The sequence below is a fragment of the Micromonospora sp. NPDC051925 genome (genome assembly GCF_044548625.1).
GTDB lineage: Bacteria > Actinomycetota > Actinomycetes > Mycobacteriales > Micromonosporaceae > Micromonospora.
Genome location: NZ_JBIUCH010000011.1, coordinates 101739 through 121177, shown reverse-complemented (window position 1 = coordinate 121177; position 19439 = coordinate 101739). Strand labels below are relative to the sequence as shown.

18 protein-coding genes and 1 pseudogene are annotated in these 19439 nt (G+C 72.7%); 10 read left to right on the top strand and 9 right to left on the bottom strand.

Going from position 1 to position 19439, the window contains the following annotated elements:
• Positions 1-86 precede the first annotated feature (86 nt).
• Positions 87-191 carry a small membrane protein MtfM gene (mtfM, locus tag ACIG87_RS16880; RefSeq protein ID WP_067315095.1) on the bottom strand — a complete coding sequence of 35 codons (105 nt, stop codon included), beginning with the start codon at positions 189-191 and terminating at the stop codon, positions 87-89.
• A gap of 12 nt (positions 192-203) precedes the next feature.
• On the opposite strand from mtfM, the gene ACIG87_RS16875 reads away from it, so the two are divergent.
• The 3 genes from ACIG87_RS16875 (at position 204) to ACIG87_RS16865 (ending at position 3145) form a co-directional block, all read left to right on the top strand.
• The gene (locus ACIG87_RS16875) at positions 204-578 is read left to right on the top strand and encodes a DsrE family protein (RefSeq protein ID WP_396851420.1); all 375 of its coding nucleotides are present in this window, start codon (positions 204-206) and stop codon (positions 576-578) included.
• Between the two features lie 90 nt (positions 579-668).
• A complete protein-coding gene (locus ACIG87_RS16870; RefSeq protein WP_396851419.1) occupies positions 669-1091 on the top strand; it encodes an SCP2 sterol-binding domain-containing protein in 423 nt (140 codons plus the stop codon).
• Positions 1091-3145 carry a glycogen debranching N-terminal domain-containing protein gene (locus ACIG87_RS16865; protein ID WP_396851541.1) on the top strand — a complete coding sequence of 685 codons (2055 nt, stop codon included), beginning with the start codon at positions 1091-1093 and terminating at the stop codon, positions 3143-3145. Before ACIG87_RS16870 ends, ACIG87_RS16865 begins: the two co-directional genes overlap by 1 nt.
• Positions 3146-3259: 114 nt before the next feature.
• On the opposite strand, the gene ACIG87_RS16860 is transcribed toward ACIG87_RS16865, so the two are convergent.
• Positions 3260-4036 (bottom strand): hypothetical protein, encoded by a 777-nt coding sequence (locus tag ACIG87_RS16860; protein ID WP_396851540.1) that lies wholly within the window; start codon positions 4034-4036, stop codon positions 3260-3262.
• A 208-nt stretch (positions 4037-4244) separates the two neighbouring features.
• Complete coding sequence (locus ACIG87_RS16855; protein WP_396851418.1) at positions 4245-4730, bottom strand: winged helix-turn-helix domain-containing protein; 486 nt, start codon at positions 4728-4730, stop codon at positions 4245-4247.
• Between the two features lie 297 nt (positions 4731-5027).
• On the opposite strand from ACIG87_RS16855, the gene ACIG87_RS16850 reads away from it, so the two are divergent.
• Positions 5028-9410, top strand: coding sequence for a S8 family serine peptidase (locus tag ACIG87_RS16850; protein ID WP_396851417.1), 4383 nt, complete (start codon positions 5028-5030; stop codon positions 9408-9410).
• A 474-nt stretch (positions 9411-9884) separates the two neighbouring features.
• Here the strand turns inward: ACIG87_RS16850 and ACIG87_RS16845 are convergent, their stop codons facing one another.
• The gene (locus ACIG87_RS16845) at positions 9885-10124 is read right to left on the bottom strand and encodes a winged helix-turn-helix domain-containing protein (RefSeq protein WP_396851416.1); all 240 of its coding nucleotides are present in this window, start codon (positions 10122-10124) and stop codon (positions 9885-9887) included.
• A 266-nt stretch (positions 10125-10390) separates the two neighbouring features.
• Here ACIG87_RS16845 and ACIG87_RS16840 point away from each other — a divergent pair, with 266 nt between their 5' ends.
• Together ACIG87_RS16840 and ACIG87_RS16835 are read left to right on the top strand one after the other, a co-directional pair.
• Positions 10391-10900 carry a DivIVA domain-containing protein gene (locus tag ACIG87_RS16840; protein ID WP_396851539.1) on the top strand — a complete coding sequence of 170 codons (510 nt, stop codon included), beginning with the start codon at positions 10391-10393 and terminating at the stop codon, positions 10898-10900.
• A pseudogene (locus tag ACIG87_RS16835) lies at positions 10894-11145 on the top strand (hypothetical protein); the annotation flags it as partial. The gene ACIG87_RS16840 and the pseudogene ACIG87_RS16835, both read left to right, overlap by 7 nt.
• Positions 11146-11310: 165 nt before the next feature.
• Here ACIG87_RS16835 and ACIG87_RS16830 read toward each other — a convergent pair.
• From ACIG87_RS16830 to ACIG87_RS16810, 5 genes are all read right to left on the bottom strand, one after another.
• On the bottom strand, positions 11311-11631 hold the full coding sequence (locus tag ACIG87_RS16830) for a DUF1416 domain-containing protein (protein WP_396851415.1): 321 nt from the start codon (positions 11629-11631) through the stop codon (positions 11311-11313).
• Between the two features lie 3 nt (positions 11632-11634).
• Complete coding sequence (locus tag ACIG87_RS16825; protein ID WP_396851414.1) at positions 11635-12483, bottom strand: sulfurtransferase; 849 nt, start codon at positions 12481-12483, stop codon at positions 11635-11637.
• 199 nt (positions 12484-12682) lie between these two features.
• Positions 12683-12760: an Ms5788A family Cys-rich leader peptide gene (locus ACIG87_RS16820; RefSeq protein ID WP_323135737.1), complete on the bottom strand. Its 78-nt coding sequence runs from the start codon at positions 12758-12760 to the stop codon at positions 12683-12685.
• A gap of 117 nt (positions 12761-12877) precedes the next feature.
• Entirely contained in the window at positions 12878-13657 is a 780-nt protein-coding gene (locus tag ACIG87_RS16815; RefSeq protein ID WP_396851413.1) for a DUF2993 domain-containing protein, read from the bottom strand.
• A gap of 106 nt (positions 13658-13763) precedes the next feature.
• A complete protein-coding gene (locus ACIG87_RS16810) occupies positions 13764-14810 on the bottom strand; it encodes a hypothetical protein (protein WP_396851412.1) in 1047 nt (348 codons plus the stop codon).
• A 252-nt stretch (positions 14811-15062) separates the two neighbouring features.
• On the opposite strand from ACIG87_RS16810, the gene ACIG87_RS16805 reads away from it, so the two are divergent.
• From ACIG87_RS16805 to pstS, 4 genes are all read left to right on the top strand, one after another.
• Complete coding sequence (locus ACIG87_RS16805; RefSeq protein ID WP_396851411.1) at positions 15063-15779, top strand: winged-helix domain-containing protein; 717 nt, start codon at positions 15063-15065, stop codon at positions 15777-15779.
• Between the two features lie 175 nt (positions 15780-15954).
• Positions 15955-16863 (top strand): polysaccharide deacetylase family protein, encoded by a 909-nt coding sequence (locus tag ACIG87_RS16800; RefSeq protein ID WP_396851410.1) that lies wholly within the window; start codon positions 15955-15957, stop codon positions 16861-16863.
• Between the two features lie 135 nt (positions 16864-16998).
• Positions 16999-17925 carry a mycothiol synthase gene (mshD, locus tag ACIG87_RS16795; protein ID WP_396851409.1) on the top strand — a complete coding sequence of 309 codons (927 nt, stop codon included), beginning with the start codon at positions 16999-17001 and terminating at the stop codon, positions 17923-17925.
• A 402-nt stretch (positions 17926-18327) separates the two neighbouring features.
• Positions 18328-19431, top strand: coding sequence for a phosphate ABC transporter substrate-binding protein PstS (gene pstS / locus ACIG87_RS16790; protein ID WP_396851408.1), 1104 nt, complete (start codon positions 18328-18330; stop codon positions 19429-19431).
• Positions 19432-19439: the final 8 nt, after the last annotated feature.

Here is a 19439-nt window from a genome sequence, read left to right as displayed (position 1 = left end):
CTCGCAACCCCGGCTCACTCCTCGCGCTCACCGGGCCACCTTCGTTCGCGACTGCGGGGCTCGCAACCCCGGCTCACTCCTCGCGCTCACCACTTACCTCTCGACAGGCGTACGGCCAGGTAGACCAGGCCACCGGCGAGCGCGCCCAGACCTGCGACCAGCAGGCTGACGAACCCGATCTCGGTAACCATCATGGTCATCCTATGCTGGGCGTCATGGGCCGCACTCTCGTCGTCAAGGCCACCGCCGGGGCGGACGCCCCGGAGCGGTGCGCGCAGGCATTCACGGTGGCCGCCACGGCCGCCGCGGCCGGGGTGGCGGTGTCGCTCTGGCTGACCGGCGAGTCGACCTGGTTCGCGGTGCCCGGCCGGGCCGAGCAGTTCGTGCTGCCACACTCCGCACCCCTGGCCGACCTGCTGGGCGTCATCCTCGCCACCGGCCAGGTCACCGCCTGCACGCAGTGCGCCGCCCGCCGGGACATCGGCCCGGACGACGTGCTGCCCGGCGTCCGGATCGCCGGTGCGGCCGTCTTCGTCGAGGAGGCGATGGCCGAGGGGGCCCAGGCGCTGGTCTACTGACCGCCCACCGTTCAACCTGCACCCTCTGCCCGTTATGGGCGCAGTGTCGATACTGAACCCATTTGCCGGTTCAGTGCCTACCATTCGAATGTGCACGAGGCGACCGAGCAGTTCTTCACAGCGCTGCCGGAGCGTGCCCCGGCGATCCCGCACGTCCCGGTCACCGGGACGCTTCGGATCGACCTCACCAACAGCGACCGCACCGATCACTGGCTGGTCCACCTCGGCCCGGGAAGGGTGACCGTGCAGCGCGACCGCGGCCCGGCGGACGCGATCTGGACCAGCAGCGCCGACCTGTTCGAGCGGATGATCCGCGGTCAGGCGCACAGCCTCTCGGCGGTGCTGCGCAACGAAGCCACCTTCAGCGGGAACGTGGCGCTGCTGCTCTTCTTCCGGACCCTGCTCCCCCACCCGCCGGGCGTCCGCGACCCCCGGGAGACCGCCCGCGAGCAGGCTGCCCGCGAGCGGGACGGACGCGAGCCGGACGGACAAGGGCAGGACAGACGCGGATGATGCAGCAGCGGGTCAGCATCCTCGACGGCAACACCTTCCTGGTCTGCGACCGCCGGGGCGACGTCGAACCGTCGTTCGCCTTCCCCACCGGGATGTTCTCCTTCGACACCCGGTTCCTCTCCACCTGGTTGCTGACCCTCGACGGCGAGCGGCTGCACGCCCTCTCCGTCGACGACGCGCACTCCTACCAGACCCGCTTCTTCCTGGTTCCCGGCGAACCGACGCACTATCTCGACGCCAAGGTGTCGGTGATCCGCAGCCGATCGATCGGGGGCAACCTCACCGAGGAACTCACCGTCCTCAACCACTCCGGCCGGGAGATGCGGTTCAACCTGCGACTGGAGATGGGCTCCGACTTCGCCGACCTCTTCGAGATCAAGCACAAGCGCCCGAAGAAGGGCCGCACCAGCGCCACCGCCGGCGAGAACGAGCTGCGGCTGACCTATCGCCGGGAGAGCTTCCACCGCGAGGCGGTGGTCACCAGCAGCGCCGACGCCCACGTCGACCAGGGCGGGATGACCTGGTCCGTCATCGTCGGCGCACACTCCGAGTGGGCCACCAGCCTGACCGTGACACCGATCATCCACGGGGCCCAGGGCCAGGACGTCCGGACGAGCACCCGGCTGGGTGGCACGCGGAGCCCGGCCGCCATCCGGGTCGAGCAGGAGGAACTGATCGACCGGGCGCCGAAGCTCGGCTGCGACTGCGAGCCGCTCGTCGAGGCGTACCGGCAGAGCCTGCACGACCTGGCTGCCCTCCGGTACGAGTCGATCACGCTGGGGGTCCGGCTGCTCGCCGCCGGCCTGCCGTGGTTCATGACCCTGTTCGGCCGGGACAGCATCTTCACCTGCCTCCAGCTACTGCCCTTCCTGCCGGAGCTCGTCCCGCCCACCCTGCTGATGCTGGCCGGGCTGCAGGGCTCCCGCCTGGACGACTTCCGCGACGAGGAACCCGGCAAGATCATGCACGAGCTGCGCTACGGCGAGACGGCCGGTTTCGAGGAGCAGCCCCACTCGCCCTACTACGGCGCGGCCGACTCGACCCCGCTCTTCGTCATCCTGGTCGACGAGTACGAACGGTGGACCGGCGACGTCACGCTGGTCAAGCAGTTGGAGTTCAACGTCCGCATGGCGCTGGACTGGATCGACAGCTACGGCGACCTGCTCGGCACCGGCTACGTCTGGTACCGCACCCGCAACCCGGAGACCGGGCTGGAGAACCAGTGCTGGAAGGACTCCTGGGACGCCATCTCCTACGCCGACGGCCGGTTGCCCGGCTTCCCCCGGGCCACCTGCGAGATCCAGGGGTACGCCTACGACGCCAAGCTGCGCGGCGCACGGATGGCCCGGTTGTTCTGGAACGACCCGGAGTACGCCGACCGGCTGGAGCGGGAGGCGGCGGCGCTGAAGGAACGCTTCAACCGGGACTTCTGGATTCCCGGCAAGGACTACTACGCCGTCGCCCTGGACCCGGACGGCCGGCACGTCGACTCGCTCAGCTCCAACATCGGTCACCTGCTGTGGAGTGGCATCGTCGACGAGCCCCGGGCCGCCCGGATCGCCGAGCATCTGCTCGGCCCCCGGCTCTTCTCCGGCTGGGGGGTGCGCACCCTCGCCACCGGCGAGGGGCGCTACAACCCGATCGGCTACCACGTCGGTACGGTGTGGCCGTTCGACAACGCCTTCATCGCCTGGGGCCTGGCCCGGTACGGCTTCCGCGAGGAGGCCGGCCGGGTCTGCGAGGCACTGCTCGACACCTCCCGCCACTTCGACGGGCGGCTGCCCGAGGCGTTCGCCGGCTACGAGCGCAACCTGACCGACTACCCGGTGCAGTACCCGACCGCGTGCAGCCCGCAGGCATGGTCGGCCGGCACGCCCCTGCTGCTGCTACGGGTGATGCTCGGCCTGGAGCCACAGGGAGAACACCTGATCATCGACCCGATGGTGCCGAACGGGATGGGACGGGTCGAGCTGCTGGACATCCCGGGCCGGTGGGGCCTGGTCGACGCCCTGGGCCGCAGCCGCGCCCCGCACGACCACCACCACGGCCACTGACCCGAAGGACGGGCGAGGCGGGCCCGGTCAGGCGGGACAGCCGGCCCCGAGCGGCGGGCAGCAGGCAGGGCAACCGGCCCCGAGCGGCGGCGACGGCGGGCCGACCGAGGCGTGTCAGGCCGGGCAACCGGTGGAGGCGGTCAGCCGGACCTGCGCGCCGGTGCCGTCGGCCAGCACGGTGGCCGGGCCGCTGCGGTAGGCGTACGCCTCGGGGAGGTCGACCACCGGGGAGCCGGCGGCCAGCGGGCGGAGCCCGGCCAGCGCAACCGGCGCGGTACCGGCCGAGACGGCGACGGTACGGGCCGTGCCACCCCCGGGGCAGGGGGCGGTGACCAGTTCCGGGGCGGACTGCGCCGGGCGGCCCAGTGCCCGCAGCGCGCCGTCCAGCGTCGGGTCGGCCGGGGCGGCCGGCGGTTGCGGGTAGCCGGCGCCGATCGGGCGGCAGCCGGTGTCGGCGGTGAACCGGACCCGGCCGCCGCTGGTGACCCGCCCCTGCACGGCGACGAACTCCCCCGCGTCGGCGCGCAGCCGGGGGCCGGCCGAGCCGGCGCGTACCCCGGCCCGCCAGTCGGCCGGCAGCCGGTCGGCGACGCGTTCCAGCAACGCCCGCTCGCCACCCTCGGCGACCAGCACGTCCAGCCCCCGGCTCAGGGTCGCGCCGGCGGACATCGGGGTGATCCGGCAGCCCCGCTCGACCTGCGGCCCGGTCAGCGCCCAGGCACCGTCCCCGACCGCCGCGACCAGCTCACCGAGCGCCCGGTCCACGACCGGGCCGGCCTGGGCCAGGGTCCGCTGCTCCCGCACGGTCGGCGCGTCGTGCCGGGCCGACCACCAGGTGAGCGCGCCCAGCAGCACCGCCCAGGCCACCGTCACGGCCAGCAGCCAGGGCAACCGACGGCGTGGCGCGGACGGACCGGTCGGTGGGGCGTACCCCGGATGGACGGCACCGCTCACGGGATCATCGTGTCACGGCCCCACCGCCGACCCACCAGCCCACCCACGCCCGCCGACCCACCGGCTTGCGCACACCCACCGGCCGGGCCACGCCCGCCGGCCGGCCGCCGGCCATGCCCCGCCGGCCGCCAGTCCGCGTGTCGGGCTAGGTGGGCGGTACGGCGAGCCGGTAGCCGACGCCGCGCACGGTCTGCACCTGCGGGCCGCCGGAGACCGCGCGCAGCTTGCGGCGCAGCCGCTTGACCGCCGAGTGCAGGATCGCCGCGTCACCCAGCCAGGCGCCGCCCCAGACCGAACCGAAGATCCGCTCGTAGCTCCAGACCGCCCCCGGGTCGCCGGCCAGCCGGGCCAGCAGCACCCGCTCCAGCCGGGTCAGCGCCAACGGCTCCCCCTGCCAGGTGACCAGGTGACCGGCCGGGTCGACGACGAGGTCACCGCAGCGTACCGAGGTCGGCTCCGGCGAGGGTGCGGCGGCGGAGACCGTCGGGGTGGGGAAGAGCATGGCGCGCAGCTCGGCCAGGTCCGCGCAGATCACCACCGGCCCCAGGTCGTCGAGCCGGCGGACCACCCGCTCCCGGACCGAGACGTCGGCGCTGACACAGACCACGAACGGGATGTCGACACCGGTCACACGTCCTCCCCAGGACCGCACCTGCCGCCCCTCCCGACGGCCCCGTCTGCCCCACGACGGGTACCGGCTGCGGCAGTTGTCAGCCTAGCGGTCAGCGTGGCGCCTGGTTACTGACCAAATACTGACCGACCCGATCCATTGATCAGCTTGGTTCCCCGACTGAGCATGATGCACAGCGGCCGTGGGGGACCACCACCACCCACCACCGGCCACCTCCTCAGCCGCTTCGCGTGGCCGCGACCCCGGCACACGCGGCCGGACCCGAACCTCTCGGGCCCGACGACGTGGGGAGGAACTGTGCTCAGACGACCGACCGGACGACCGACCCGGTGGAGACTGGTGGCCGCGCTCGCGGCCGGACTGTTGGGGCTCACCGCCCAGCCGGCACTGCCCGCCGGGGCCGCGCCGGCCGCACCCCGGGCCACCGTGGACCAGCAGGTCCTCGACGGGCTCGCCGACGGCACCGAGACCTTCCTGGTCTACCTGCGGGAGCAGGCCCCGCTGGCCGAGGCGGCCCGGCTGCGCAGCGCGGACGCCCGCGCCGGCGAGGTCTACCGGCTGCTCACCACCACCGCCGACCGGACCCAGCGCGACCTGCGGTCGGTGCTGGACGAGCGGAAGGCCACCTACACCGCGTACTGGATCGCCAACGCGCTGCGGGTGACCGGGGACCGGGCGCTGCTGGACACCGTCGCCGCCCGGCCCGAGGTCGCCCGGATCGCCCCGACCCGCAGCTACCCGCTGGTCCGCCCGGTCCGCAGCACCGCCGCCCGCGCCGGCACCAACGCCGTCGAGTGGGGGCTGACCAACATCGGCGCACCCCGGGTCTGGGACGAGTTCGGCGACCGGGGCGAGGGCCTGGTGGTCGCCAACATCGACAGCGGGGTGCAGTTCGACCACCCCGCGGTGGTCGGGTCGTACCGGGGCAACCTCGGCGGCGGCACCTTCGACCACAACTACGACTGGTACGACCCGGCGCAGATCTGCCCGCAGGACGCGCCGTGCGACAACAACGACCACGGCACCCACACCATGGGCACCATGGTCGGCGACGATGGGGCCGGTAACCATGTCGGCGTCGCCCCCGGCGCGAAGTGGATCGCCGCCAAGGGCTGCGAGACCAACGGCTGCTCGGACGCCTCCCTGCTGGCCGCCGGTCAGTGGGTGCTCGCCCCGACCGACCTGAACGGCCAGAACCCCCGCCCCGACCTGCGTCCCGACATCGTCAACAACTCCTGGGGCGGCGACGGCGGAGACCCCTGGTACCAGCAGACCGTGGCCGCCTGGCGGGCCGCCGGGATGTTCCCGGTCTTCTCCTCCGGCAACGACGGCCCGGCCTGCGGCAGCGCCGGCTCCCCCGGCGACAACCCCAACGCGTACGCGGTCGGCTCCTACGACGTGAACAACAACATCTCCAGCTTCTCCGGTCGTGGGAACTCCACCGACCCGGCCGGGCTGAAGCCGAACATCGCCGCCCCGGGCAGCAACGTCCGCTCCAGCGTCCCGGGCGGCGGGTACGCGGCGTTCAGCGGCACCTCGATGGCCGCCCCGCACGTGGCCGGCACGGTCGCCCTGGTCTGGTCCGCCGCGCCCAGCCTGCGCGGCGACGTCGCCGCCACCGAGGCGCTGCTCGACCGCACCGCGACGGACGTCGACGCGACCACCTGCGGCGGCACCGCCGCCGACAACAACGTCTTCGGCGAGGGCCGGCTCAACGCGTACGAGGCGGTGCGGCAGGCCCCGCGCGGGCCGGTCGGCCAGCTCACCGGCCGGGTCACCGACGCGGCGAGCGGCGACCCGGTCGCCGGTGCCACCGTCGCCGACGGCGAGCGCAGCGTCGTCACCGGCGCGGACGGCCGGTACACGCTGACCGTGCCGGCCGGCGAGACCACCCTGACCGTGTCCGCGTACGGCTTCCGCACCGCGACCGGCACCGTGACCGTCCCCGAGGACGGCGCGGTCACCCGCGACTTCGCCCTGACGGCGACGCCGACGGTCACCGTCTCCGGCCGGGTCACCGACGGCTCCGGGCACGGCTGGCCGCTGTACGCCAAGATCGAGGTCACCGGTCGCCCCGGCGCACCGGTCTTCACCGACCCGGTGACCGGCCGGTACTCCTTCACCGTGGCCGGCAACACCGACTACAAGCTCACCGTCACCGCGAAGTACCCGGGCTACCGCACGGTGACCAAGGACCTGACCGTCGGGTCGACAGCCGTCACGGCGGACGTCCCGGTCCCGGTCGAGGCGGCCTGCGCCGCCGCCGGCTACACCGGCAGCCTCAGCGCGCCACTGCTGACGTCTAGCTTCGACGGCGGCACCACGCCGGACGGCTGGTCGGTGCGCAACCGCACCGACAAGGGCGGCTGGGCCTTCGACGACCCGGGCGCGCGGGGCAACCTGACCGGCGGTTCCGGCGGGTTCGCGATCGTCGACAGCGACAAGCTCGGCACCGGCAACACCCAGGACACCGACCTGGTCACCCCGGCGGTCGACCTGTCCGCCTCGGCCGCGCCGCTGCTGCGCTTCCGCAGCGACTGGCGGGCGGTCGGGATCAGCGACACCGCCGACATCGACGTCTCCACCGACGCCGGGGCGAGCTGGACGAACGTCTGGCACCAGACCGCCAGCCGGCGCGGGCCCCGGGTCGAGGAGGTGCCGTTGACCCCGGCCGCCGGGTCGACCGGGGCGCTGGTCCGCTTCCGGTTCAAGGGCACCTTCGCCTGGTGGTGGCAGGTGGACGACGTCGAGCTGGTCAACCGGGACTGCACGCCCGTACCGGGTGGGTTGGTGGTCGGCAACACCACCGACCGCAACACCGGCGCGGCGGTCGACGGGGTGACCGTGACCAGCGTCGACCGGCCCACCGACACGGCCGTCTCGGCGGCCACCCCGGACGACCCGAACCTGCCGGACGGCTTCTACCACCTGTATTCGGGGCTGACCGGCACCCACCCGTTCACCGCCGCCCGGCCGCCGTACACGGCGGTGACCCAGTCGGTGAACGTGGTGGCGGACGGCACCCGCCGGGCCGACCTGGCGCTGGCCGCCGGCCGGCTCACCGTCAGCACCACCGACATCGAGGCACACCAGGCGTACGGCAGCACCCGCAACGCCAAGGTGACGGTACGCAACACCGGCACCGCCCCGGCCACCGTGGAGCTGCTGGAGCGCGGTGGCGGGTTCGAGGTGCTCTCGACCGGCGGCGCTCCGCTGCGGGAGCAGGTGGTCAAGGGGATCAGCACCGCCCGTACCGGTGCCCGGTACGGCGGCGGGACCGCCGACGCCGCACCGCAGGCCGACGACGCCTGGGCCCGGATCGCCGACCTGCCCGCCGCGATCTACGACAACGCGGCGGCCAACCTGGACGGCAAGGTCTACTCGGTCGGCGGCGGTGGGGACACCGGCAACGAGCGCAAGGCGTGGGTCTTCGAGCCGGCCACCGGCACCTGGACGGCGCTGCCCGACCTGCCGCACGCCCGTTCCAAGCCGTCCGCCGTCGGGATCGGCGGCAAGCTGTACGTGATCGGCGGCTGGGGTGCCAGCGACGGTCTGGAGCCGTCGGTGGACGTCTTCGACCCGGCCAGCGGCACGTGGAGCACCCTGGCCGGGGCTGTCAACCCGGCACCCGCCGCCGCAGCCGGCACCGCCGTGGCGGGTGGCAAGGTGTACCTGGTCGGCGGCTGCGTCGACGCCAGCTGCACGGAGACCAACCGACTGGTGGTGTTCGACCCGCGTACCGGGACGTTCCGTGCCGGTACGGCCTACCCGCATCCGGTCTCCTGGCTGTCCTGCGGCGGGATCGGCGCCCAGGTGTACTGCGCGGGCGGCGTCGCCGACTCCGCCTACACCGACGCCTGGCGGTACGACCCGACGGCGGACGCGTGGAGCGCCCTGCCGAACCTCCCGGTCGACCTGTGGGGCTCCCAGTACGCCTCGGCCGGTGGCCTGCTGGTGCTGGCCGGCGGGGTGACCGGCAACTCGACGTCGGTGACCAACCGGACGGTCGGCTTCGACCCGGTGACCGGGGCCTGGCGGAACCTGCCGAACGCCCAGTTCGGCCGGTACCGGGGTGCCGCCGCATGCGGGGCGTACAAGATCGGTGGTTCGCCCAGTTCGTTCGTCGGCTCGGCGGACAGCGAGCGGCTCGGCGGGCTGGAAGGCTGCGCGGAGGCCAGCGACCTGTCGTGGCTGTCCACTGCGCCGACCAGCTTCACGCTGGCACCCGGCGCGTCCCAGACGGTCACCGTCACGTTGACCGCCACGGCGGCGGCCGGGGTGGCCCAGCCGGGGACGTACTCGGGTGAGCTGGGGATCACCTCGGACACCCCGTACCCGGTGCCGGCGGTCGGGGTGGAGATGAACGTCTCGCCGCCGAACAACTGGGGCAAGATCCAGGGCACGGTGACCGGGGTGACCTGCGGCGGCCAGACCGTCGGCGTCCCGGCCACGATCCGACTGAACCTGGTCGGCTCGACCACCGGCACCACGCTGACCGCCGACGGTCAGGGCCGGTACGCCTGGTGGCTGCCGAAGGGCCGGTACGACGTGATCGTGGCCAAGGACAGTTGGGTGCCACAGGCCCAGCGGACCAAGGTCGAGGCGGGCATCGTCGGCACCCTCGACTTCGGCCTGGTCCCGACGTCGACCTGTGCGGGCGCACGGGTGTCCGGCAGCTAGACCGGTAACCGTTCGGCCTGGTGGCCGTCGACCCCGCCCGGGTCGGCGGCCACCGCCGTGTCCGCAACCCACACCCACCGCGCTCGCCCGGCTCGGCCGGGCTCGGGGCTGGACGGCCGGGCGGCCGGGCTCGCTATTGCGGCGATGTAGCGGTATCAGAGCGGGCGGATACCGCTACATCGGCGACATTGAGTTGATCATGGGCACTTTGACCGGCCTCGGTAAGTGCCTGCCCCGGCAGAAGGTCGTTACTCCAGCGGTCGAGGACTCGGATTGCCCGCCAGTGGCGGTCTCCAGGGAGTCGTTCCGCCCCGACATGAGAGATCTTGGAGCCGGACGACCCCTCCAGGGGCCGAGATCTTCCAAGATCGCGCAGGCGTACCACCACCGCAGGAGTGACCCGGAACGGTCAACTGCCGGCCAGGGTTACGGCATCAATACCGCATGACCAGAGGCAGGAGCGCCAACCGCCGGTCAGGGCTTGCGCAGCCAGGTAGCCGGGTCGGTCACGTAGATGCCCTTGCCCTGATGGCGGCTGATCACCCCGAGCGCCTCCAGCCGCACGTTGACCAGGTTGATCGTTGACGGGCTGACGTTGAACCGGCTGCACTGCTCGCTGATCGAGGGCAGCTTGTCCCCCGGTTTGTACTTACCCGACCTGACGTCGGCAACAATCTCGTCGGAGATCCGGATGTAGTCCGGGGTCGCAGGCATGGCACTCCTCGCGTGGCACTAGCGATTCGATCACGCCCCCATCACGACGTGCAACTACGCACCGCAACCAATCGTTGACTCTTTCCAGTTCTTCCAATAAGTTGAGTCACGAGCGCCTCCTCGCGTGGCAACGAGCAGGGCTCTTCCCCCGGTCGGGGCGGGTGTCGGAGTTGGAAGGGAACCTGCCCGCCCCGGCCACCTTCCACGGCAGCAACTCCCGCTGCCCTTGCGGAGAGGTGGTCCTCATCGTGCGCAGGTTCCTCCGGCTGTTCCGCCGGAACCGGTCGACGGCAACCGCCCGGTCCACGACGGTCGAGCGGCCACCCGACCGGCGTCCACCGGCCAGGCATCGCACCACCGACCGGCCTGCGAGCCGCCAGCCGGGAAGCAACCAGGTCGCGACCCACCGCGCCGACAACCGGCCCGCCACCCGACCGGCTGACCGGTCCAGGCCGCCGACACGGCAGAACACCGGCCACCACCACCGACCGGCGGCAGCCGCCCGGTCCAGGCCGCCGGCATGGCAGAACACCGGCCACCACTACCGGTCCTCGGCGTACCGGCCGCTCTGCGCGAGTCAGGTGCGGCAGCAACGGTTCGGTCGGTCCCGGCACGGGCTGGACCCGGGCGAGGTGGACGGGTTCCTGCACCGGATCGCCGACGAGCTGGCCGCGCTGCACGCCGAGCTGCGGCGTACCCACGAGGAGAACGGGCGGATCAAGGGTGCGCTCCGCGACTGGCAGTCCCGGTTCGGGCCCCGGGTGGTGCGCTGGTGACCGTCGCGACCGAGCGCGAGCGGTACGTCGTACACCTGACTGTGGCCGCCGACGACCTGCCGGCGGCGCGGCTGCTGGCCCGCGCGATCGGCCGGTCCCTGGCGTTCCTGCCGGAGCTGGTGCTCGGCGAGACGACGGTCTCCGAGGAGGGCGCGACGGACCGGCAGCACCCGGTCTTCTGCGACCGCCGGCTCAGCGGACGCCGTCGCTGCATCCGGCGGGTCGACCACCCGGACGGCTGCACCTCCTGACGCTGCCGGCCGGTGCGGGCACCCCACACGGGCTGCCAGGCGACGAGCACCTCGCCAGGGCTGCCGGGCGGGGCCGGCGGGCGGCAGGCTGCGGTGGGACGGCTCGGGGCCGGTCACCCCGGGTGGGGTGACCGGCCCCGGGGCCGATCAGAGCGTGGTTCAGGCCACCGTGACGGAGACCTCGTTGATGCCCCGGGCGGCGGTCACGGCGGTGTCGCCGTTGCCGTGCCGGGACAGCGCCCGCAGGGTCCAGTTGCCCGGCGCGGCGAAGAAGCGGAACTGCCCGGCCGGGGAGGTGACGACCTCGGCGGTGAACTCACCGGTCGAGTCGAGCAGCCGGACGTACGCGCCCGCTACGACATCGCCCGACTCGGCCAGCACCTGGCCGGTGATGACGGTTTCCTTCTCCAGGTCCAGGCTGGCCGGCAGGGGCGCGGCCTGGTCCGGGGCGGCGCAACCGGCGGCGGTGGGAGCAGTCATGGCTCAGGCCTCCCCGGGCTCGTCACCGAGCGCGACCGGCACGCCGACCAGCGAGCCGTACTCGGTCCAGGAACCGTCGTAGTTCTTCACGTTGGGGTGCCCGAGCAGCTCCTGGAGGACGAACCAGCTGTGCGAGGAGCGCTCGCCGATCCGGCAGTAGGCGATGGTCTCCTTGCCGTCGTCCAGCCCGGCGTCGGCGTAGATCTTGCGCAGCTCGTCGTCGGACTTGAAGGTGCCGTCCTCGTTGGCCGCCTTGGACCACGGCACGCTGATCGCGGTGGGGATGTGCCCGGCCCGCTGCGCCTGCTCCTGCGGCAGGTGGGCGGGGGCCAGCAGCCGGCCGGCGAACTCGTCGGGGCTGCGCACGTCGACCAGGTTCTTGGTGCCGATCGCGGCGACGACCTCGTCGCGGAAGGCCCGGATCGAGGTGTCCGGCTCGCTCGCGACGTACTGGGTGGCCGGGCGGGTCACCGCGTCGGTGACCAGCGGACGGGCGTCCAGCTCCCACTTCTTGCGACCGCCGTCGAGCAGCTTGACGTCGCGGTGGCCGTAGAGCTTGAAGTACCAGTACGCGTACGCGGCGAACCAGTTGTTGTTGCCGCCGTAGAGGACCACGACGTCGTCGTTGCCGATGCCCCGCTCGGAGAGCAGCGCCTCGAACTGGGACTTGTTGACGAAGTCCCGGCGGACCTGGTCCTGGAGGTCGGTCTTCCAGTCGAGCTTGACGGCACCGGCGATGTGGCCGGTGTCGTACGCCGAGGTGTCCTCGTCGACCTCGACGAAGACGACGCCCGGGGCGTCGAGGTTCTTCTCGGCCCATTCGGCCGAAACGAGTGCGGTGTCGCGACTCATCAGATCACTCCCTGGTGAGGATGGGTGGTGAGCCAGCGCGGGTGGAGATCGGTGATGTCGCACCATGCGCAGGACCCATAGAGGAACGGATCACGGGTTCGTGCGACGGCGCCGCTGCCGGGCGTTTCGGAGGGTGGCACCGAAGGGTCAGTGGACCTCGGGTGCGGTTGCCGCTAAGCGGCCGGAGACAGCCCCGCCGTCAGATGACGGAGCGACACAGGCAGGTGGCCACGCGGCACAGGTCGACCGCGCGCCGTTTGGTGAGGTGCGTCCCCATGGTGTCGGAGCCTACCAGCCGTCCCGGAGAGTGCCAGGGGCCGACCAGCATACGGGACACGACCCGGCGGTGCCGGGAAGCTCCGGGGCCGGGCCGTGACCAGGACTGAGCCGTCACTCAGCCCACCGAGTTGATCGGGACGTCCTTCGCGTCGGCGGTCACCGTGAGCCCCTCCGGGCGCGGTTCGACCTTGCGCACGTTGAGCTCGAACGGCAGCTCCGGCAGGGGCACGTCGACCGAGATGCCCCGGGCGTAGTTGTTCAGCAGGGTGCGGGCCAGCGGCACCGCCGGCAGCCCCTGGGCGTTCAGGTCACTGAACTGCAGCGCCACCTTGCCGTCGTCGGCCACGGTCACGTCGGCGGTGCCGGTGACGGTGAGCTTCTGGCCGAGGATGTCGACCGGCGCGGTCACGGCGAGCTTGCCGTTCTGCTCACCGAGCTTGAGCCCCGGCCGGTCCAGCAACTCGGCCAGGCTCTCGTAGGTGACCGTGCCGGTGCCGGCCACGGTCTCGGCCACCACGTCACCCTGCCCGGAGCGGATGGTGTCCAGCGAGGCGTGCACGTTGCGGGCGTCCACGTCGAGCCGGGGCAGGCTGACCGTGTTGCCCTCGACGGAGCCCTGCACGTCGGTCAGCACGATGGAGATCCGCTCGTACCGGCCGCCGAACACCTGGCTGAGGAACGGGAAGCCGCCCACGTCCACCTGGGGCGGCGCGGAGCTGGCGTCCTGCTTGGTGACCGCCTGCTGCACCTGGTCGGCGATCGCCCGCTCGGCCAGGCCGGCCGCCACCCGGTCGGCCACCACCAGCAGCCCGCCCAGGATCAGCACCAGGACGACAAGTACGACGAGCCACCTGCGCCCGCGCCGCCGGGGCCGCTCCTCGTACGTCTCCGCCACGCCTGTCTCCGTCCGTCGTCGCCGTCGCGGTCCGCGACGTGCCGCCATCGATGCCGCCGTCACGGCGCACCGCTACTACCCGAGCACCGCAGCGCCCAACCCCGGATCAGAGGAAGAGCACGCACATGGCGTACGCCGCCGGAGCGGCCAACGCGAACCCGCCCAGCGGACCCTGCATGTGCCGGGCGATCCACATGGTGGGCAACTCGCCGGCCATCAGCCGACCCGCCTCGGCGTAGCCGACGGCGAGGTCGGCCAGGACGGCGGTGGCCGCGGTGACCAGCCCGATCAGCGCGGCGCTGGTCGGGGTGAAACCGATCAGGTAGCTGCCGAGCAGGGCGCTGGTGAGGGTGCCGACCATCGCGCCGACGACCACCCCGGCGGCACCCCGGGGCACCTGCGGGGCCAGCCGGGGCCAGGCCAGCACCGCGTCGGTGAGCCGGGCCACGGTGAGGGCGACGCCGGTGGCGGCCAGGCAGACGGTGATCGCCTGGGTGCCGGCCGGAATCCGGCTGAGCGTGATCAGGGTGGCGAACGCCACCACGCCGACCACGATCAGCAGCGTGGTGCCGAGCGAGTCGGTCACCCGGACCCGGTCCACCCGACGGACGAGTTGGCCGAGCACGCCGAGCAGGAAGCCACCCAGCGCCACGTAGCCCAGCGGGGCCAGCCCGGCGACGTCGGTCTGCACGGCGGCGACGTCGGCCGCCGCAGCGACCGCGCCGCTGGTCAGCGCGACCAGCAGCAGCGCGGGCGGGCGCATGGCCATCGTCCAGGCCAGCACGAAGAGCAGTTGGACGCCGAACACGATCAACGCGAACGGCAGCCGGTGCCCGGGGCCGGCGGTCTGCGCACCGAGCACCAGGCCGACGCCGAGCAGCGCGGCGAAGCCGGCGACGGTCAGCGAGAGCGGCCGGCGGACCTCGACCGGCTCGATCGGTTCCTCGTCCGGCTCGACGACGTCGTCCTCGCTGCGGCGCGGCGCACCGCCCTTGCGGAACCGGCGCGGGCCGCGCTCGCGGCGGTTCCCGCCGTCGTCGGCCGGGGCGGGGCGGGGCCCGGGTGCGGGCCCGCCAGCCGGGCCGGCGGGCCCGTCAGGGGCGTCGTCGGCCCACGGGTCACGGCCGGTGTCGGGCGAGGTGGAGGGAAACACGACCCGATCGTGCCAGACCGGCGGCCTCCGGCGGGGATCACGGTTTCGGCGACGTTAAAACCTGGGCGGCGATCAGGGGCAGATCCGACAAACAGGAAAGGACGCCGGGGTAACACTGGAGCAATCGGTTACGCTCAAGCCGTTACCCGCCCGTCAGCGACGCCGGGACCCACGCAAGTTCTCAGCGCCCCGCCCACCGGCGGGACAGCTGGTCGCGCGCGGCCATAGAGCCGCCGGGACGGAGGTGATCGTGTGGAGCTCCTGCTGCTGGTGACCGCGCGTGCAGGTGAGCCCTCGGCGGTGCTGCCGGCACTCGACCTGTTGCCGCATTCGGTCCGTACCGCACCGCGTGACGTCCGCACCCTGATCTCCGGGCCCAGCCCGGACGCGGTGCTGGTCGACGCCCGGTCGGAGTTGAGCGAGGCCCGTGCCACCTGCCGGATGTTGCACGCCACCGGCCTGGGCGTGCCGCTGGTCGCGGTGGTCACCGAGGCCGGCCTGATCGCCCTGAACGCCGACTGGGGCGTGGACGACGTGATCCTGGCCGGGGCGGGCCCGGCCGAGGTGGAGGCCCGCCTGCGACTCGCGGTGGGCCGGCTGAGCAACGCCACCTCCGGGGCCGGTGGCTCGATCCGGGCCGGCGAGCTGAACATCGACCCGGACACCTACGCGGCGAAGCTGAAGGGTCGGCCGCTCGACCTCACCTACAAGGAGTTCGAGCTGCTGAAGTTCCTGGCCCAGCACCCGGGCCGGGTGTTCACCCGGGACCAGTTGCTCCGCGAGGTCTGGGGCTACGACTACTTCGGTGGCACCCGCACGGTGGACGTGCACGTCCGACGGCTGCGGGCGAAGCTCGGCTCGGAGTACGAATCGATGATCGGCACGGTCCGTCAGGTGGGCTACAAGTTCGTGGTCCCGCCGACGTCCCGGTCGCTGCCGGAGTCCGAGCCCGCGCCACTGCCGGTCTGATCTCGGGGGGCAACACCGCCCCCTCGAAGGATTATTTCCGATACGCCCCTTTTGTGCCTGTTGCCGGCTCTATCGTTACTGCCGGAATCAGCAGGGCGAAGGGGGCGACGGTGCGTGCACTGACCACGGGGGCGACGAGAGGGCCGTCCCGCGATCCGGACCGGTGGTGGCGCTGATGCGCGCCCGGTCGACCGTCGGCGTCGTCACGCTGGTGCTGGCCGCCCTGCTGGGGTCCGCGTACGCGCTCGGTCGCAGCATGGTCCCCGACCCGCCCCGCCACTCCACCGGCGCGTCGGCACCGGTCGACAGTGCCCAGTACGGCGACCAGCCCGCCGACCCGGCCGCCCCGCCGGCCAACCCGGACGGCACCCGCCCCGGCGGTGCCACTCCCGGCGGCACGACCCCCGACGGCACGTCCCCCGGCGGCGCGACCCCCGGCGCGGACCCGGACGCCGCGCAGCCGGCCGCCGGAGGCGACGGTCCGTTCGGCAGCCACGCCAGCACCGGCACCCCCGAGGTCGCACTGACCTTCGACGACGGGCCGGACCCGACGTACACGCCGCAGGTGCTGGAGGTGCTCCGCGCGTACGGGATCAAGGCGACGTTCTGCGTGGTCGGCGAGAACGCCCAGGACTATCCGGACCTGGTCCGGGCGATCGTGAACGACGGGCACACCCTCTGCAACCACTCGTGGCACCACGACGTGCTGCTCGGGAAGCGATCCACCGCCCTGATCCGGGCCGACCTGGTCCGGACCAACGACGCCATCCACGCCGCCGTGCCGGACGCCCGGGTCAGCTACTTCCGGCAGCCCGGCGGGGAGTGGACGTACCCGGTGGTGTCGGTCGCCGAAGGGCTGGGGATGACCCCGCTGCACTGGACCGTCGACACCAACGACTGGCAGGTGCCCGGTGCTGCGAAGATCACCTCGGCGGTCACTCGGGACACCGGACCGGGCGCGATCGTGCTCATGCACGACGCCGGCGGCGACCGGCAGGGCACCGTGGACGCCCTGCGCCGAATGCTGCCCGACCTGATCAGCCGGTTCCGGCTGGAGGCGCTGCCGGTCAACGGGGCCACCTGAGCCGGCCGGGCGGAGCGGAGCCGCTGCCGCTGTCGGCACCACCTGCGCCAGCCCGGCGGGCAGAGCCGCTGCCGCCGACGGCACCACCTGCGCCGGTCGGGCGCGGCGGCGGCCCGCGCCGACTACGGTGATCCGATGAGCAGCGGCGAACCGACGATCGACCGGGTGGCCCGGACGGACCGACTCTCCTCGGACGAGGTCGCGGAGGTGCTGGTCCTGGCCCGGCTCGCGGGCGACACCGACGGCGCGGACCCCTTCGACGAGCACACCCTGCTGCGGCTGCGCGACCCGCAGGCGCCGGCCCGGCACCTGACCGCCCGAGCCACCGACGGAACCCTCACCGGGTACGCCCATCTGGACACCACCGACCCGACGTCCGGGGTCGGGGTGGAGTTGGTGGTCCACCCCGGTTTCCGGCGGCGGGGCACCGGGCGGGCGCTCGCCCGGGGCGTCCTCGCGGCGGCCTCCGGCCCGCTGCGGGCCTGGGCGCACGGCGACCACCCGTCCGCTGCGGCCATCGCGGTCGACCTCGGCTTCGACCGGGCCCGGGTGCTCTGGCAGCTACGCCGGCCGTTGACCGAGGCGGTGCCGCCGCCACGCCTGCCGGACGGGGTGACGCTGCGCGCCTTCCGCCCCGGCGAGGACGACGACGCCTGGCTCGACCTCAATGCCCGCGCCTTCGCCGAGCACCCCGAACAGGGCCGGTGGACCACCGACGACCTGCGGGCCCGGCTGGCCGAGCCGTGGTTCGACCCGGCCGGTTTCCTGCTCGCCGTCGAGTCCCCGGGCGGACGGCTGCTCGGATTCCACTGGACCAAGGTGCACGAACGGCCCGGCTCGGCCCGGATCGGCGAGGTCTACGTGGTGGGGGTGGACCCGACCGCGCACGGTGGCGGCCTGGGCCGGGCGCTCACCACCGCAGGGTTGGCGTACCTGCGGGACCGGCGCGGGCTGGACCGGGTGATGCTCTACGTGGACGAGTCGAACACCGCTGCCGTGTCGCTCTACGAACGACTCGGTTTCGCCCGTTGGTGCGGGCACGTCAACTACCACCTGGGCTGACTCCTCCGGGCCGGCGAGCCGGCCCGGCGCGGAGGCCGCGTTCACCGGGGACCGGCCCGGTGGGCGGCCGGTCACCCGTGCGACAACGGCAGGGCCGCCGCCACCGAATCCGGCGATCTCGCCGGCCGCGGCCGGTCACCGTGCGATAACGGCAGGGCCTCGCCGGGATAACGCCTGCCCGGATATATCGCATCAATGCGGATACCCGGACGGCAGTTCACCTAACGGACAACCCTCACTCAGGTAGCGGTCACCTTTCCGGCCGTGGCTGTTCATGCTCCGTTCACTTCCGACGGGCGAACCGTCTACCTGGCACTTCTAGCTTTCGTGTCAGCCGGTCAGCGCCGGCACTCGGGCCCCATCCGGGCGACCTGACCAAAGACGTGAAGGGAAACCCCTCAGGTGAAGCTCCAGCGGCACGGCGCCATTGCCTGCCTCGCTCTTACTGCGGTCCTCGGCCTCAGCGCTTGCGGCTCGGACAACAACGAGCCGGCCAGCACCTCCGCCTCCGGTTCGGCCAGCGCGGCGGACTGCGGCAAGGGCACCCTGAACGCGCAGGGCTCCTCCGCGCAGAAGAACGCCATGGCTGAGTGGATCAAGGCGTACCAGCAGAAGTGTTCGGGCACCACGATCAACTACGAGGGTTCCGGCTCCGGGGCGGGCATCCAGGCGTTCATCGCCGGCACCGCCGACTTCGCCGGTTCCGACTCCGCCCTCAAGCCGGAGGAGCAGCCGCAGGCCGACGCCAAGTGCGCCGGCGGCGCGGCACTCAACCTGCCGATGGTGATCGGCCCGGTCGCGGTCGTCTACAACCTCGGCGGCGTGGAGAACCTCCAGGTCAAGCCGGCCACCCTCGCGCAGATCTTCGCCGGCAAGGTCACCAAGTGGGACGACCCGGCCATCAAGGCCGACAACCCGGACGCCAAGCTCCCGGCCACCACGATCCAGACGGTGCACCGCTCCGACGAGTCGGGCACCACCGACAACTTTACCAAGTACCTGTCGAAGACCGCCGCGACGGACTGGACCTTCGGCAACAACAAGGCGTGGAAGGCCCCCGGTGGCCTCGGCGCCGCCAAGTCCGACGGGGTCGCCGCCAAGGTCAAGAGCACCGAGGGCACGATCAGCTACGTCGAGTGGTCGTACGCCGAAAACTCCGGCCTGAAGAAGGCCAAGGTGCAGAACGGGGCCGGCGAGTACACCGAGCTGACCGCCGAGTCGGCCGGCAAGACCATCGCCGGAGCCAAGATCGAAGGCCAGGGCGACGACCTCAAGATGTCGATCGACTACAGCACCAAGGAGGCCGGGGCGTACCCGATCGTCCTGGTGACCTACGAGATCGTCTGCAGCAAGGGCATCGCCGCCGACAAGCTGCCGCTGATCAAGGGTCTGCTGGGCCACGCCGCCAGCGCCGAGGGCCAGGCCGACCTGGTCGAGCTGGGCTACGCCCCGCTGCCGGACTCGATCCGGACCAAGGTCGAGGCCGCAGTCAAGAACCTCGCCTGACCATCCCG

What these genes read in the sequence shown, in the direction of transcription:
- mtfM (WP_067315095.1), bottom strand. Translation starts at nt 191, where the DNA reads ATGGTTACCGAGATCGGGTTCGTCAGCCTGCTGGTCGCAGGTCTGGGC.
- ACIG87_RS16875 (WP_396851420.1), top strand. Translation starts at nt 204, where the DNA reads ATGCTGGGCGTCATGGGCCGCACTCTCGTCGTCAAGGCCACCGCCGGG.
- ACIG87_RS16865 (WP_396851541.1), top strand. Translation starts at nt 1,091, where the DNA reads ATGCAGCAGCGGGTCAGCATCCTCGACGGCAACACCTTCCTGGTCTGC.
- ACIG87_RS16845 (WP_396851416.1), bottom strand. Translation starts at nt 10,124, where the DNA reads ATGCCTGCGACCCCGGACTACATCCGGATCTCCGACGAGATTGTTGCC.
- ACIG87_RS16830 (WP_396851415.1), bottom strand. Translation starts at nt 11,631, where the DNA reads ATGACTGCTCCCACCGCCGCCGGTTGCGCCGCCCCGGACCAGGCCGCG.
- ACIG87_RS16825 (WP_396851414.1), bottom strand. Translation starts at nt 12,483, where the DNA reads ATGAGTCGCGACACCGCACTCGTTTCGGCCGAATGGGCCGAGAAGAAC.
- ACIG87_RS16820 (WP_323135737.1), bottom strand. Translation starts at nt 12,760, where the DNA reads ATGGGGACGCACCTCACCAAACGGCGCGCGGTCGACCTGTGCCGCGTG.
- ACIG87_RS16800 (WP_396851410.1), top strand. Translation starts at nt 15,955, where the DNA reads ATGCGCGCCCGGTCGACCGTCGGCGTCGTCACGCTGGTGCTGGCCGCC.
- mshD (WP_396851409.1), top strand. Translation starts at nt 16,999, where the DNA reads ATGAGCAGCGGCGAACCGACGATCGACCGGGTGGCCCGGACGGACCGA.